Consider the following 14,901-nt stretch of genomic DNA (forward strand, 5'->3'; position numbering starts at 1 on the left):
CGTACGCGGTGCGGGGCACCCTGCTCACTGTCCAGTGTGCGGGGTGCCCCGTGGTTCGTACAAAACGGTACTGATCCGGACCGAGCGGTCCTACTTCAGTCCGGGGTACAGCGGGAACTTCTCGGCCAGCGCGGTGACCCGTGCGGCCAGCGCCTCCCGGTCGTAGGCCGGCTTCAGCGCGCCCGCGATGATGTCCGCGACCTCGGAGAAGTCCTCGGCCTGGAAACCGCGGGTGGCCAGAGCCGGCGTGCCGATCCGGAGCCCCGACGTGACCATCGGGGGGCGCGGGTCGTTCGGGACGGCGTTGCGGTTGACCGTGATACCGATCTCGTGGAGACGGTCCTCGGCCTGCTGGCCGTCCAGCTCCGAGTTGCGCAGGTCCACCAGGACCAGGTGCACATCGGTGCCGCCGGACAGGACGGAGACACCGTGCTCGGTGACATCGGCCTGCACCAGACGCTCGGCCAGGATGCGGGAGCCGTCCAGGGTGCGCTGCTGGCGCTCCTTGAAGTCGTCCGTCGCCGCGACCTTGAAGGAGACCGCCTTGGCCGCGATCACGTGCTCCAGCGGGCCGCCCTGCTGACCGGGGAAGACCGCGGAGTTGATCTTCTTGGCGAGCTCAGCGGTGGAGAGGATGACACCACCGCGCGGGCCGCCCAGCGTCTTGTGCGTGGTCGTGGTGACGACGTGCGCGTGCGGCACGGGCGACGGGTGGAGGCCTGCGGCCACCAGGCCCGCGAAGTGCGCCATGTCGACCATCAGGTACGCGCCGACCTCGTCCGCGATCTTGCGGAACGCGGCGAAGTCCAGCTGGCGCGGGTAGGCGGACCAGCCGGCCACGATCAGCTTCGGCTGGGACTCCTTGGCCAGGCGCGCGACCTCGGCCATGTCGACCTGGCCGGTCTCCTCGTCGACGTGGTACGCGACCACGTTGTAGAGCTTCCCGGAGAAGTTGATCTTCATGCCGTGGGTCAGGTGCCCGCCGTGGGCGAGGTTCAGACCCATGATCGTGTCACCGGGCTTGAGCAGCGCGAACATCGCGGCGGCGTTCGCCTGGGCGCCCGAGTGCGGCTGGACGTTGGCGTGCTCGGCGCCGAAGAGCGCCTTGACGCGGTCGATCGCGATCGTCTCGATCACATCGACGTGTTCACAGCCGCCGTAGTAGCGGCGGCCCGGGTAGCCCTCGGCGTACTTGTTGGTGAGGACCGAGCCCTGGGCCTCCATGACCGCGACCGGAGCGAAGTTCTCGGAGGCGATCATTTCGAGGGTGGACTGCTGGCGGACCAGCTCGGCGTCGACAGCGGCGGCGACGTCCGGGTCGAGCTCGTGGAGGGAGGAGTCAAGAAGTGACATCGATAGTCCCTAGTTCCCTAGTTGCCGGCGGAGAGAGCGGCGTACTCGTCGGCGGAGAGCAGGTCGTCCGGCTCGCCGGTGACGCGCACCTTGAACAGCCAACCGCCCTCGTACGGGGCGGTGTTCACCAGCGACGGGTCGTCGATGACGTCCTGGTTGACCTCGGTGATCTCACCGGAAACCGGGGCGTACAGATCGCTGACCGACTTGGTCGACTCCAGCTCACCGCAGGTCTCGCCCGCGGCGACCGTGGACCCGGCCTCAGGGAGCTGGGCGTAGACGACGTCACCGAGCGCGTTGGCCGCGAACTCCGTGATGCCGACCGTCGAGACGCCGTCCTCGGCGACCGACAGCCACTCGTGCTCCTTGCTGTAACGCAGCTGCTGGGGGTTGCTCATGACCTGATTCTCCTGGATGCGGGGGAGTGCTGATGAACGGTGGTCTTACGGGCTGAGATGGTGTGGGTCACTTCTGGCGCTTGTAGAAGGGGAGGGCCACGACCTCGTACGGCTCATGGGTACCGCGGATGTCCACGCCCACACCGGACGTGCCGGGCTCCGCGTGGGCCGCGTCGACGTACGCCATGGCGATCGGCCTGCCCAGCGTCGGCGAAGGGGCGCCCGACGTGACCTCGCCGACGACCTGGCCGTCCGCGACGACCTGGTAGCCCGAGCGGGGGACCCGGCGGCCCTCCGCGATCAGGCCGACCAGTTTGCGCGGCGGGGCCGCCGCCGCGCGCTCGGCGGCCGCCTCCAGGGACGCGCGCCCGACGAAGTCGCCCTCCTTCTCGAACTTGACGACCCGGCCGAGACCGGCGTCGAAGGGGGTCAGCGCGGTGGTCAGCTCATGGCCGTAGAGGGGCATGCCCGCCTCCAGGCGCAGGGTGTCGCGGCAGGAGAGGCCGCAGGGCACCAGACCGGCCGGTGCGCCCGCCTCGGTCAGCGCCTGCCAGAGCTTCTCGGCGTCGGACGGGGCGACGAACAGCTCGAACCCGTCCTCGCCCGTGTAGCCGGTCCTGGCGATGAGCGCCTGGACGCCGGCGACGGTGCCGGGCAGGCCCGCGTAGTACTTCAGCCCGTCCAGATCGGCGTCCGTCAGCGATTTCAGGATGCCGGAGGATTCCGGCCCCTGTACGGCCAGCAGGGCGTACGCGTCACGGTCGTCCCGTACGACGGCGTCGAAGCCGCCCGCGCGGGCGGTGAGCGCGTCCAGGACCACCTGGGCGTTGCCCGCGTTGGCGACGACCATGTACTCCTGCTCGCCGAGCCGGTACACGATCAGGTCGTCCAGGATCCCGCCGTCCTCCTGGCAGATCATGGTGTAGCGGGCGCGGCCGTTGCCGACGGTGCTGATGTTGCCGACCAGCGCGTGATCGAGCAGCCGCACGGCCTGCGGGCCGCTGACGGTGATCTCGCCCATGTGGGAGAGGTCGAAGAGGCCGGCGTGCGTCCGTACGGCGATGTGCTCGTCGCGCTCACTGCCGTAGCGCAGCGGCATGTCCCAGCCCGCGAAGTCGGTCATGGTCGCGCCGAGCGACCTGTGCAGGGCGTCGAGTGCTGTGAGGCGGGGCGTGGGGCTCATATGCGGTACTCCCAGGGCATGACAGACGAGGACAATCCTCCCCATCTGTCATCGGAACCTGAGAGGTTCGCCGGCGCCTGTTGAGAGGCACGGCTTGCACCTTGGGTGGGACCGCAGGGCGGCCCGCTTTTCAGATCTGCCTCGTCCGCGCGGTACGGGGCCTGAGAGATTACAAGGGAGGGACTTGCTCCTTCGGCGCCCCGGCCGGTGACCGGGAACTCTCCCGCGCGGATTCGAACGGCCTGTATGGAGTTGGCGCGCACATCATTGCATGCCGCGCGCGCGGCGCCCCACCGGTGTCGCATTACTCTTTCTTTACACTTCCTCAGCGGGGGTATGCAGGGGATACGCAGGCATACGGGGTGGCACAGGGGGAGTGACCATGGTGGGGCAGGAGTGGCGGCGTGCTGATGCGGCGCCCGAAGTGACATCCGGGGGGCCGCGGGTGACGCCCGGGCGGCTCGTACGGCCCGGACGGGAGGCGGCCGGCCGCAGACCGCCCGCGGTGCGGGACCTGCGCAGGCGGGCCGGCCGCAGCCCGGACCGCCTGGTGTTCGCCGCCGGGGACGTGGTGGTCCTGTCCGGCCTCCCGGGCAGCGGGAAGTCCACGTTGTTACGCAGGGCCGCCGGGGCGCGCGGGATCGACTCGCAGGACACCCGGGACCGCTGGGAGCGCCGGATGCCCGGCCTGCTGCCGTACTGGAGCTACCGCCCGCTGGTCCGGGCCGCCCACTACGGCAGGCTGTGGCGCGTCCTGCGCTCGGGTGCCGGTGTCGTCGTGCACGACTGCGGCACGCACTCCTGGGTGCGCGCCCTGCTGGTCAGGGCGGCACGGCGGCGCCGGAGCGCCCTGCACCTGCTGCTGCTCGACGTGGCGCCCGGGGTGGCGCTGGCCGGTCAGACGGAGCGTGGCCGGAAGGTCTCCGCCTACGCCTTCGCCCGGCACCGCAGGGCGGTCGCCGGGCTGGTCCGGAACGCCGAGCGGGCGCGGCTGCCCGCGGGGTGCGGTTCGGTCGTGCTGCTCGACCGGGACGCGGCGGCCGCACTGCGCAGGATCGGGTTCGGGGCGGCGGCGTGACGGCGCCACTCTCTATCGTGGGGGAGGCCGTCAGGGTCCTCCGTTCGGATCGGGCGGGATGATCCGGAGGGCAGGCCCTAAGGTCGGTCGGCAGGTGAACAGGTGAGAAGGGGATACCTCGGTGGACATGGCATGGCCGGGAAATGAGCTCGAAGAGGTCCTGACCGCATCGGTCGGGAACCCCGCCGCGGGCGGCCGGCTGATCGAGGTGCTGGGGCGCAGCAACCTCTGGGTCCCGCTGCCCAACGGCGGAGGGCAGGACAGCAGTTCGCTCGACCTGCCCACCGTGGACATCGAGGGCGGGGCCTATGTCCCCGTCTTCAGCTCCGAGGCGCAGTTCCTCCAGTGCGTCGGCTCGCACTACTCCTTCGCGGTGGCCCCGGCGGTCGAGTTCGCCCGCGGGCTGCCGCCGCAGCTGGGCGTCGTGGTGAATCCGGGCGGTGCGATCGGTATGCCGCTGCCGCCGGCCGCCGTGGCCGAACTGTGCCGGAGCGGCCGGACCTCTCTCGACGGGCCGGCGACCGGCGGCCGGGTGCGGCTCTTCGAGCCGGACTGGCAGGAGGAGCCGGTCGACTTCCTCTCCGCCGCCGCCGGTGAGTTCGAGGAGTCGGGCGTGGTCCTTTCGGCGCGCCGGGCCCTCGCCTCCATCGAGGGCGGCGACCCGGTCCTCTTCGTCGGGGTCGAGTTCGCGACCTGGGACGGTGCGGGCCGCAACGCCCCGATGGACGCGCTCGGCCGGGCGCTGCACCGGGTCGAGGTGCCCTGGCCGGTCAATCTCGTCCTGCTGGACGTGGCGCAGGATCCGGTCGCCGACTGGATGCTGGACAAGGTCAGGCCGTTCTACGTCAGGGCCGACGCCGTGGGGCCGGTGCTGTAGGGCCGGTCGCTCTAAGCTGGTCGGATGTGCGGGACGCGCGGGACGGCCGGCACGTCGACTGGCCGAAATTGCACGGAACCAATCGCGCACCGAACGGATCGAACGGAACGGACGCACGGAACGGAACGGCTCCGTGCGGGCCGGGCCGTGCGAGCCGCGTCCCGGCGGGTGGAACGTCAACGCGTGGACCAAAACGGGTGGATCGAAGAGGGGCGGGACCCAGAGTGAGTGCGTCGGGCACGGCGGCCGGGCAGGTCGAGCAGATGCTGCTCCAGGTGACCCCCGGGCGGTACGACGCCTATGAGGCACTGCTGCAGGCGCTCGCCGACAGCCAGGTCTGGATGCTGCTCTGGCACGGCCAGGCCGGGTCGCCGGACGCCCAGTACGGGAACATGGAGATCGAAGGTCTCGGTTACGCCCCGTGTGTGACGTCGGCACAGGAGCTGGCGGTCTCCGGCTGGAACCGTTCGCACGAGGTGGTCACAGGACGTGACATCGCCCGTTCCCTCTACCCCGACCACTGGGGAATCTGGCTCAATCCCCATGCCCCCGGCGGCGGTGTCGGCATCCCCTGGACCGATCTGCGGCGCATCGCCACCGGTCTGGACCGGATGCCGGCCGGGCCACTGCGGCTATCCGAGCCGGCCATCGAGATCCCGCAGTTCTACGCGCTGCTGACGCAGAGCGCCCACCACACCCCGGCGATCCGCTCGTTGAGCCGCGTCTGGGTGCAGCCCGCGCTCGGCACCCCGTATCTGGCCATCGGGCTCGATCTGTACGACACAAGCCAGCAGTCCGTGGATTCGGTGCGGGCGATGATGCAGCAGTCGATCGCCGCGGTGCCCGAGGGGCTGCCCGTCTCGACCGTGGCGATGTCCGATGCGTACGACCCGGTCGGGATGTGGCTGCGGGCCAACTCCCGCCCCTTTTACGACCGTGAGGCCCATGTGGCGCCCTCTCCCGCGGCGGGATACGGCTACCCGCCGGTAGGCTGACTGCACCAATTGGGCCGTCAATGGCGGCCGTTGGGCGTGATGTCCGAACTGGCGCTTTAGTGAGGAAGATTTCCGCTCAGCCGGTCCTGGCGTCCGGATAACGGAAGCTCATTAAGCGCATCACGGTTGCGCATACTTTCACCTTCAGGTCTGGCGGGTGATCGCAACCGCGATGAAGACTCCGTGCATTGAGCATCGTCGTGCCCTTGTGCGACGAGTCATGAACACATTCCGTCACTTCAGCACAGTGGCATCACCCGATGCGCTTGATGCACAGCAGCCGCCACCGCGGCAGGTACGGGCCGGCCACCGCCGGCCGGGAGGGGTCAAAGGCACTGTGACCGCACCGATCGAGACCACCGGATCGACTGCCGAAGCGCAGCCGGAGGCAGTACTCACGGGGGCCACGCAGAGCCAGATCGAGGGCCGTTCACTCGGCCGGATCGCCTGGACGCGTTTCAAGCGGGACAAGGTCGCCATGGCCGGCGGGGTCGTCGTGATCCTGCTGGTGCTGGTCGCCGTCCTGTCCAAGCCGATCCAGGCGATGTTCGGGCTCGACCCCAACGACTTCCACCAGAACCTGGTCGATCCGGCTCTGCTGGCGCCCAAGGGCAGCTTCGGCGGCATCAGTTGGAGTCACCCGCTCGGTGTGGAGCCGCAGACGGGCCGGGACATCCTGGCGCGCATCATCGAGGGCTCCTGGGTCTCCCTGGTGGTCGCGGCGGGGTCGACGCTCCTCTCGGTCGTCATCGGCGTCGTCATGGGCGTGGTGGCCGGCTTCTACGGCGGCTGGGTGGACAGCGGCATCAGCCGCCTGATGGACACCTTCCTGGCGTTCCCGCTGCTGCTCTTCGCGATCTCCATCTCCGCCTCGTTGCAGGGCAACGCGTTCGGCCTGAGCGGGCTGACGCTCCGTATCTGCGTACTGATCTTCGTGATCGGCTTCTTCAACTGGCCCTACATGGGCCGTATTGTCCGGGCGCAGACGCTGAGTCTGCGTGAACGGGAGTTCGTCGAGGCCGCCCGCTCGCTGGGGGCCCGCGGGCCCTTCATCCTCTTCCGCGAGCTGCTCCCGAACCTGATCGCGCCGATCCTCGTCTACTCGACGCTGCTGATCCCCACCAACATCCTCTTCGAGGCGTCCCTGAGCTTCCTCGGCGTGGGCATCCAGCCGCCGCAGGCCTCCTGGGGCGGCATGTTGTCCACCGCGGTCGACCTCTACCAGGTCGACCCGATGTTCATGGTCATTCCCGGCCTGGCGATCTTCATCACCGTGCTGGCCTTCAATCTGCTGGGGGACGGGCTGCGCGACGCACTCGACCCCCGTGGCAAGTAATCGCGGCCATGCCGCACACCGGACAACCGAGGGGGCTTTCCTCAGCATGAAGAGCAGAAAGACGGCAGCGGCCATAGCCGCGACGGTAGCGCTGGGGCTCGCTGCCACCGCTTGCGGGAGCAGTGACAGTGGCAGCGGGGGCAGCCACGCCAAGGCCGACGCAGCTCTGACCAGCATCGTCAACAAGACCGACAAGAAGGGGGGAACGGTCACTTACGAGCACGCCAGTGGCCCGGACTCCCTGGACCCCGGCAACACGTACTACGGCTGGGTGCAGAACTTCTCCCGGCTCTACGCGCGTGCACTGGTGACCTTCAAGCCGGCTCCGGGCAAGGAAGGGCTCAAGATCGTGCCCGACCTGGCGACGAGCCTCGGCAAGGCCACGCCGGACGCCAAGACCTGGACGTACCACATCCGCAAGGGCGTGAAGTTCCAGGACGGCTCCGTGATCACCTCGAAGGACGTCAAGTACGCCGTCGAGCGGACCTTCGCCCGTGAGGCGCTGTCCAACGGGCCCACGTACTTCAGCACGTACCTCAAGGGCGGCGACAAGTACAAGGGTCCCTACAAGGACAAGTCGCCCGGCGGCCTCAAGTCCATCGAGACCCCGGACGACTCCACGATCGTCTTCCACCTGGACAAGCCGTTCGCGGACATGGACTACCTGGCCTCGTTCTCGCAGACGGCGCCGGTGCCGCAGAAGGCCGACAAGGGCGCTTCGTACGTCCAGAACATCGTGTCATCGGGCCCGTACAAGTTCGCCTCGTACAGCGAGAGCCGGGGCGCGACGCTGGTCCGCAACCCGCAGTGGGACCCGAAGACGGACCCGATCCGCAAGGCGCTGCCGAACAAGATCGTCCTGAACTTCAACGTCCAGCCGACGACCGTCGACGAGCACCTGCTCAACGACACCAGTACGGCGGACATCGCCGGTACCGGTCTTCAGTCCAAGACCCAGCCGAAGGTCATCACCAAGGCCACCGAGAAGGCGAAGACGGACGACCCGTACGCCGGCGCGCTGCAGTACCTCGCGCTGAACGTGCACGTGAAGCCGTTCGACAACGCCGACTGCCGCAAGGCCGTGCAGTACGTCGCGGACAAGGCCGACATGGTCGACGCGATCGGCGGCGAGGTCCGGGGTGACCCGGCGACGACCGTCATCCCGCCGGGTGTCTCGGGCTACAAGAAGTTCGACCTGTACCCGACTGCCGGCAACAAGGGCAACGTTGCCAAGGCCAAGCAGTACCTGGCCAAGTGCGGTAAGCCCAAGGGCTTCAAGACGACGCTGACCGCCCGCTCCGACCGTCCCGACGAGGTCACCAGCGCCACGCAGCTCCAGCAGAGCCTGAAGAAGATCGGCATCGTCGCCGACATCAAGACGTTCCCGTCGGACAAGTACTTCACCGACTTCGCGGGCGTCCCGGACTGGGTCCACAAGAACGACGCCGGAATGATGATGATGGCGTGGGGCGCCGACTGGCCGGCCGGCTTCGGCTACATCGACCAGATCGTCGACGGCAAGGCCATCAAGGCCTCCGGTGGCACCAACCTGATGGAGCTCAACGACCCGAAGATCAACGCGGAGATCGTCAAGGGCATCGGGACGCTGGACACCGCGAAGCGCAACGCCACCTGGGGCACGGTCGACCAGATGGTGATGGAGAACGCCTCGCTGGTGCCGCTGTTCTACCGCAAGAACCTGCTCTACCGCCCGGACTCGGCGGCGAACGTAACGGTCAGCCAGGCGTACCTCGGCATGTACGACTACGCGCTGATGACCTCGACCAAGTAACACACCTGTTCATCGACAGCACCCCCTGAAAGGCAGGTGAAGGCGCCGGGACGGACGGGCCTACCCCGTCCGTCCGACCCGGCGCCGCACGGCTGTGGCTGCGTACATCATCCGACGCGTATTCGCCGCGGTGTTGCTGCTGCTGGTGGTCAGCGCAGTCACCTTCGCGATCTTCTTCCTCGTCCCCCGCCTCGGCGGGCAGACGACCGACTCCATGGCCGCCCAGTTCGTGGGCAAGAGCCCCGACCCCGCGACGCTCGCCGCGGTCAAGAAGAACCTGGGGCTCGACCAGCCCCTCTACGAGCAGTACTGGCACTTCATCAAGGGCATCGTTGTCGGCGCGAACTACCACTTCGGGCCCGACCCCGCGGTGTGCCACGCGCCGTGCTTCGGCTACTCCTTCAAGACCCACTCGGCCGTCTGGCCCGAGATCGAGCAGCGTATTCCGGTGACGCTGTCGCTCGCGGTCGGTGCGGCGGTCATCTGGGTCATCACCGGTGTCGCGACCGGCGTGCTCTCCGCACTCAAGCGGGGCTCGCTCGTCGACCGGCTGGCGATGGGCGTGGCACTGGCCGGCGTCTCGCTGCCGATGTTCTTCACCGGTCTCGTCTCGCTCGCCCTGTTCAGCTTCCACTGGACGATCTGGGGCGATCTGCGGTTCGTGTCCTTCACGGACAATCCGGCGGAGTGGGCCTGGAACCTGATCCTCCCCTGGTGCACCCTCGCCTTCCTGTACTCGGCGCTCTACGCCCGGCTCACCCGGGCCGGGATGCTGGAGACCATGGGCGAGGACTACATCAGAACCGCGCGGGCCAAGGGTCTGCGGGAGCGGAACGTGGTCGTCAAGCACGGCCTGCGCGCCGCGCTGACCCCGCTCGTCACCATCTTCGGGATGGACTTCGCGCTGCTCATCGGCGGCGCGGTCATCACGGAGACCGTCTTCTCCTTCCAGGGGATGGGGGCCTACGCCATCCAGGGCGTGACCCGCAGCGACCTCCCGATCGTCATGGGTGTGACGCTGGTGGCCGCCTTCTTCATCGTTGTCTGCAACCTGCTGGTGGACCTTGTGTACGCCGCGATCGACCCCCGGGTGAGGCTCTCATGAGCGACGTGCGCAAGAAGGGTTCCGGCGAGCCCGCGAAGAGCGGCCCGGCCGGTGCGCCGTCCGAGGACGCCAAGAGCTTCCTCTCGGTGCGGGACCTGCGGATCCACTTCGACACCGACGACGGCCTGGTCAAGTCCGTGGACGGCGTCAGCTTCGACCTGAAGGCCGGTCAGACGCTCGGCATCGTCGGCGAGTCCGGCTCGGGCAAGTCCGTGACCTCACTGGGGATCATGGGCCTGCACAACTCGGACCGGGCGCGGATCTCCGGTGAGATCTGGCTCGACGGCGAGGAGCTGATCGGAGCGGGGCCCGAGCGGGTCCGCAATCTCCGCGGCCAGAAGATGTCCATGATCTTCCAGGACCCGCTGTCGGCGCTGCACCCGTACTACAGCATCGGCGCGCAGATCGTGGAGGCCTACCGCGTCCACAACAAGGTCGACAAGAAGACCGCGCGCACGCGTGCGGTCGAGATGCTCGACCGGGTCGGCATCCCCGAGCCGCAACGGCGCTTCGAGGACTACCCGCACCAGTTCTCCGGCGGTATGCGCCAGCGCGCGATGATCGCGATGTCTCTGGTCAACAACCCCGAACTGCTCATCGCCGACGAGCCGACGACCGCCCTGGACGTGACTGTCCAGGCGCAGATCCTCGACCTCATCCGCGATCTGCAGAGTGAGTTCGGCTCGGCGGTCGTCATCATCACCCACGACCTCGGCGTCGTCGCCGAGATCGCGGACGAGCTCCTGGTGATGTACGCGGGCCGCTGCATCGAGCGCGGCTCGGCCGAGAAGGTCTTCTACGGGCCCCAGCACCCCTACACCTGGGGGCTGCTGGGCTCCATGCCGCGCATCGACCGTGAGCAGACCGAGCGTCTGGTGCCCGTCAAGGGCTCCCCGCCCAGCCTGATCAACGTGCCGTCCGGCTGCGCCTTCCACCCGCGCTGCCCGTACGCCGACGTGCCCAAGGACAACATCACCCGCACCGAGCGTCCTGAGCTGCGGGAGGGCACGGAGGGGCACTTCTCCGCGTGCCACATGACGAAGGCGCAGCGGGAAAAGATCTGGACCGAAGAGATTGCGCCGAAGCTGTGACTGATCAGAAGAAGAAGGCGGAGAAGAAGAAGGCTCCGCAGACTCCCGGGGCTTCCGAGGCACCGAAGGTTCCGCAGCAGGCGTCCAAGGGTTCCGCGGCGGCTTCCGCCAAGGACACCGGGGCGGAGCCGCTGCTGAGGGTCACCGACCTGGTCAAGCACTTCCCGATCACCAAGGGATTGCTCAAGCGCAAGGTGGGCGCGGTCCAGGCCGTGGACGGGCTGTCGTTCGACGTGTATCCGGGGGAGACCCTGGGCGTCGTCGGCGAGTCGGGCTGCGGCAAGTCGACCATGGGCCGGCTGATCACGCGGCTGCTCGAACCGACCGGTGGCAAGGTCGAGTTCGAGGGCCGGGACATCACGCATCTGTCCACCGGGCAGATGCGGCCGATGCGCCGCGACGTCCAGATGATCTTCCAGGACCCGTACGGCTCGCTGAACCCCCGGCACACCATCGGCGGGATCGTCGGCACCCCCTTCCGGCTCCAGGGCGTCGAGCCCGAGGGCGGCGTGAAGAAGGAGGTCCAGGGCCTGCTGGAGCTGGTGGGCCTCAGCCCCGAGCACTACAACCGGTACCCGCACGAGTTCTCCGGCGGCCAGCGCCAGCGCATCGGTATCGCCCGCGCGCTCGCGCTGCGGCCCAAGCTCGTCGTCGCGGACGAGCCGGTCTCGGCGCTGGACGTGTCGATCCAGGCGCAGGTGGTGAACCTGCTGGACGACCTCCAGAGCGAGCTCGGTCTGACCTATGTGATCATCGCGCACGACCTCTCCGTCATCCGCCATGTCTCGGACCGGATCGCGGTGATGTACCTCGGGAAGATCGTCGAGCTGGCGGACCGCAAGTCGCTGTACGAGTCGCCGATGCACCCGTACACCAAGGCGCTGCTCTCGGCGGTGCCGGTGCCCGACCCGCGGCGCAAGGGGACCAGGAGCGACCGGATCCGGCTGGAGGGCGATGTCCCTTCACCGATCTCGCCGCCGGCCGGCTGCCGGTTCCACACCCGGTGCTGGAAGGCGACGGAGATCTGCGGGGTGCAGGAGCCGCCGCTGCTGCAGCTGCGGACCGGGCACCAGGTGGCCTGCCACCACCCGGAGAACGCACCCGACCAGGTGCCGGGCGAGGAGCGGCTGCCGCAGGCGCGGGAGGCGGCCGAGCTGGTTTCGGTCGCGAAGCCCGAGCCGGCCGACCAGTCCGCGGCGAAGCCGGCCGAGGACGCGGCGGCGGAGAAGCCGTCGGCGAAGGGCGGTCCGGCGAAGGGCGCTTCAGCCAAGGACAGTCCGGCGAAGGACAGTCCGGCCAAGGACAGTTCAGCGAAGGACGGTTCAGCCGAGGACGGTTCGGTCGAAGGCGCCACGGCGGAGAACACCGCGGTGGAGGACACCGCGGCGGGTGACACCGCGGTGGATCCGGAGGCCGAGGCCGGGCCCGACGCGAAGTAGTCCGCCACGAGAGGTGGCGCGGGCTTGCCCATGACGAGTTGGTAAAGTCATGTACATGCCTAAACGGGAGAGTGCAGAGTCAGCGTGTCCGTAACAACGGCACACGCACGAAGGACAGACTCTTGGCGCTCTCCCGTTCGGCACGTCTGGCCGCACTCGCCACCGCGACGGCCGCCCTCTGTGTCATCGCCGCCGCTCCGGCACCCTCACCCGGTTCGGCCGGAATCGGCGACCCCTACTTCCCACAGCTGGGCAACGGCGGCTTCGACGCCCTGCACTACGGCCTCGATGTCGCGTACAACCCGGACACCGGCCGGCTCGACGGCCGTACGACGGTCACGGCGCGGGCCACCCAGAACCTCTCCTCCTTCGACCTGGACCTCCAGAAGCTGACGGTCGCATCGGTCGAGGTGAACGGCAGACCCGCCCGCTTCACCCGCTCCGGCGACGAGATACGCATCACCCCGTCCGGCGCGCTGCGCAAGGGCCGCACCTTCACCGTGCGGGTCGTCTACGGCGGTGTGCCGCAGGCGCTCAGCGGCCCGATCGTCTTCGGGTCCGACTACGGCTGGATGAAGACCAAGGACGGTGTCTTCGTCGCCTGTGAGCCCAACGCCGCCTCCACCTGGTTCCCTTCGAGCGACCACCCCTCCGACAAGGCCGCCTTCGACATCACCATCAAGGCGCCCAAGGGGCTGACCGGGGTCTCCAACGGGCGGCTGCTCTCCACCCGTACCCAGGGCGCGTCGACCGTCTCGCACTGGCGCGAGTCGCGGCAGATGGCCACCTACCTCGCCACCGCCTCGATCGGCAAGTTCGACGTCAGGACCGGCAGGACACCCGCCGGCACGCCGATCTACGTGGCCATCGACCCGGTGCTCGCCAACAGCAACGCCGTCGACGTGTACGCCGTGACGGCCGAGGTCACCGACTACTGGTCGAAGCTCTTCGGGCCCTATCCGTTCGAGGAGACGGGCGCGGTGGTCGACGACATGCCGCAGGCGGACTTCTCGCTGGAGACCCAGTCCAAGCCGAGCTACTCCGCCGTACGCGACGAGTCGACGATCGTGCACGAGCTGGCCCACCAGTGGTTCGGCGACTCCGTCTCGGTGAAGCAGTGGAAGGACATCTGGCTGAACGAGGGCTTCGCCACGTACGCCCAGTGGCTCTGGGACGAACACCAGGGCAAGCGCTCGGCCCACGACGCCTTCCTCGCCGAGTACAACGCGACGCCCGCGAGCTCCGGTTTCTGGCGGACGAAGGTCGCCGACCCGCAGCGCGACACGATGTTCGCGTCGGCCGTCTACGACCGGGGAGCGATGACGCTCCAGGCGCTGCGCGACCGGATCGGGGACAAGGCGTTCTTCCGGTTGCTCCCGGCCTGGACGAAGGCGCACCGCTACGGCAACGCCGACACCGGGCAGTTCACCGCCCTCGCCGAGAAGATCTCCGGGCAGCGGCTCGGCGGATTCTTCGACGCGTGGCTGCGCACTTCGGGCAAACCGGAGTTGTAGGGCGCGGAGCGGCGAGCCGGGGCCCGCACGGCAGGGGTGGCGGTCGGGGGTAGAACTGTCGGGTGCTCCATGAACTGTTCAACACCTCCGTCCAGCACGCGCTCGACCTCGTGGGGATCTTCGTCTTCGCGATCTCGGGTGCGCTGCTCGCCGTCCGGAAGAACTTCGACGTCTTCGGGATCGCGGTGTTCGCCGAGGTCACGGCGCTGGGCGGCGGGCTGTTCCGCGACATCGTGATCGGCGCGGTGCCGCCCGCCGCCTTCACCGACCTCGGGTACTTCATCACCCCGCTGATCGCGGCGGCGCTGGTCTTCTTCCTCCATCCGGAGGTCGAACGGATCCAGGCCGGGGTGAACGTCTTCGATGCGGCCGGGCTCGGGCTCTTCTGTGTGGCGGGCACCACCAAGGCGTACGACTACGGGCTCGGCCTCACCGCCTCCGCCGTGCTGGGCCTCGCCACGGCGGTGGGCGGCGGTGTGCTGCGCGACGTACTGGCCAACGAGACGCCGTCGCTGGTGCGCTGGGACCGCGACCTGTACGCCGTGCCGGCGATGGTGGGGGCCGCGATGGTGGCCCTCTTCATCCGGTTCGACGTGCTGAGCACCACCACGGGCGTCATCGCGGTGCTCACCTGCTTCGTGCTGCGGCTGCTCGCGCTGCGCTTCCACTGGCGGGCCCCGCGGGCCTGGCACCGGCGTTCGGCGGCCGTCTCTACCGACGAGTAACTTTGCGGTGTACGG

Annotated in this window: 13 protein-coding genes and 1 riboswitch; of the genes, 10 read left to right on the forward strand and 3 right to left on the reverse strand. The window is 68.8% G+C overall.

Features of this window, described 5'->3' with window-relative positions; genetic code table 11:
- Positions 1 to 90: 90 nt before the first annotated feature.
- From glyA to gcvT, 3 genes are all read right to left on the reverse strand, one after another.
- Complete coding sequence (gene glyA / locus OHB13_RS26640) at positions 91 to 1,353, reverse strand: serine hydroxymethyltransferase (protein ID WP_266852809.1); 1,263 nt, start codon at positions 1,351 to 1,353, stop codon at positions 91 to 93.
- Between the two features lie 17 nt (positions 1,354 to 1,370).
- On the reverse strand, positions 1,371 to 1,751 hold the full coding sequence (gene gcvH / locus OHB13_RS26645; RefSeq protein ID WP_266852807.1) for a glycine cleavage system protein GcvH: 381 nt from the start codon (positions 1,749 to 1,751) through the stop codon (positions 1,371 to 1,373).
- A 67-nt stretch (positions 1,752 to 1,818) separates the two neighbouring features.
- Positions 1,819 to 2,934 carry a glycine cleavage system aminomethyltransferase GcvT gene (gene gcvT / locus OHB13_RS26650; RefSeq protein ID WP_328378742.1) on the reverse strand — a complete coding sequence of 372 codons (1,116 nt, stop codon included), beginning with the start codon at positions 2,932 to 2,934 and terminating at the stop codon, positions 1,819 to 1,821.
- Between the two features lie 140 nt (positions 2,935 to 3,074).
- A riboswitch (glycine riboswitch) is annotated at positions 3,075 to 3,170 on the reverse strand.
- 146 nt (positions 3,171 to 3,316) lie between these two features.
- On the opposite strand from gcvT, the gene OHB13_RS26655 reads away from it, so the two are divergent.
- From OHB13_RS26655 to OHB13_RS26700, 10 genes are all read left to right on the forward strand, one after another.
- Positions 3,317 to 4,012: an ABC transporter ATP-binding protein gene (locus OHB13_RS26655; protein ID WP_328378743.1), complete on the forward strand. Its 696-nt coding sequence runs from the start codon at positions 3,317 to 3,319 to the stop codon at positions 4,010 to 4,012.
- A 127-nt stretch (positions 4,013 to 4,139) separates the two neighbouring features.
- Complete coding sequence (locus OHB13_RS26660; protein WP_328378744.1) at positions 4,140 to 4,889, forward strand: enhanced serine sensitivity protein SseB; 750 nt, start codon at positions 4,140 to 4,142, stop codon at positions 4,887 to 4,889.
- Positions 4,890 to 5,113: 224 nt separating this feature from the next.
- The gene (locus OHB13_RS26665; protein ID WP_328378745.1) at positions 5,114 to 5,884 is read left to right on the forward strand and encodes an enhanced serine sensitivity protein SseB C-terminal domain-containing protein; all 771 of its coding nucleotides are present in this window, start codon (positions 5,114 to 5,116) and stop codon (positions 5,882 to 5,884) included.
- Positions 5,885 to 6,221: 337 nt separating this feature from the next.
- Positions 6,222 to 7,220: an ABC transporter permease gene (locus OHB13_RS26670; RefSeq protein ID WP_328378746.1), complete on the forward strand. Its 999-nt coding sequence runs from the start codon at positions 6,222 to 6,224 to the stop codon at positions 7,218 to 7,220.
- Between the two features lie 46 nt (positions 7,221 to 7,266).
- A complete protein-coding gene (locus tag OHB13_RS26675; RefSeq protein ID WP_328378747.1) occupies positions 7,267 to 9,012 on the forward strand; it encodes an ABC transporter substrate-binding protein in 1,746 nt (581 codons plus the stop codon).
- 94 nt (positions 9,013 to 9,106) lie between these two features.
- A complete protein-coding gene (locus OHB13_RS26680; RefSeq protein WP_266852796.1) occupies positions 9,107 to 10,117 on the forward strand; it encodes an ABC transporter permease in 1,011 nt (336 codons plus the stop codon).
- Entirely contained in the window at positions 10,114 to 11,208 is a 1,095-nt protein-coding gene (locus tag OHB13_RS26685; RefSeq protein WP_266852794.1) for an ABC transporter ATP-binding protein, read from the forward strand. Before OHB13_RS26680 ends, OHB13_RS26685 begins: the two co-directional genes overlap by 4 nt.
- Positions 11,205 to 12,647 (forward strand): dipeptide ABC transporter ATP-binding protein, encoded by a 1,443-nt coding sequence (locus OHB13_RS26690; protein ID WP_328378748.1) that lies wholly within the window; start codon positions 11,205 to 11,207, stop codon positions 12,645 to 12,647. The genes OHB13_RS26685 and OHB13_RS26690 overlap by 4 nt, the downstream gene beginning before the upstream one ends.
- A gap of 122 nt (positions 12,648 to 12,769) precedes the next feature.
- Complete coding sequence (locus OHB13_RS26695; protein WP_328378749.1) at positions 12,770 to 14,161, forward strand: M1 family metallopeptidase; 1,392 nt, start codon at positions 12,770 to 12,772, stop codon at positions 14,159 to 14,161.
- A 62-nt stretch (positions 14,162 to 14,223) separates the two neighbouring features.
- Positions 14,224 to 14,886: a trimeric intracellular cation channel family protein gene (locus OHB13_RS26700; RefSeq protein WP_328378750.1), complete on the forward strand. Its 663-nt coding sequence runs from the start codon at positions 14,224 to 14,226 to the stop codon at positions 14,884 to 14,886.
- Positions 14,887 to 14,901 lie beyond the last annotated feature (15 nt).

Source organism: Streptomyces sp. NBC_00440, assembly GCF_036014215.1.
GTDB lineage: Bacteria > Actinomycetota > Actinomycetes > Streptomycetales > Streptomycetaceae > Streptomyces.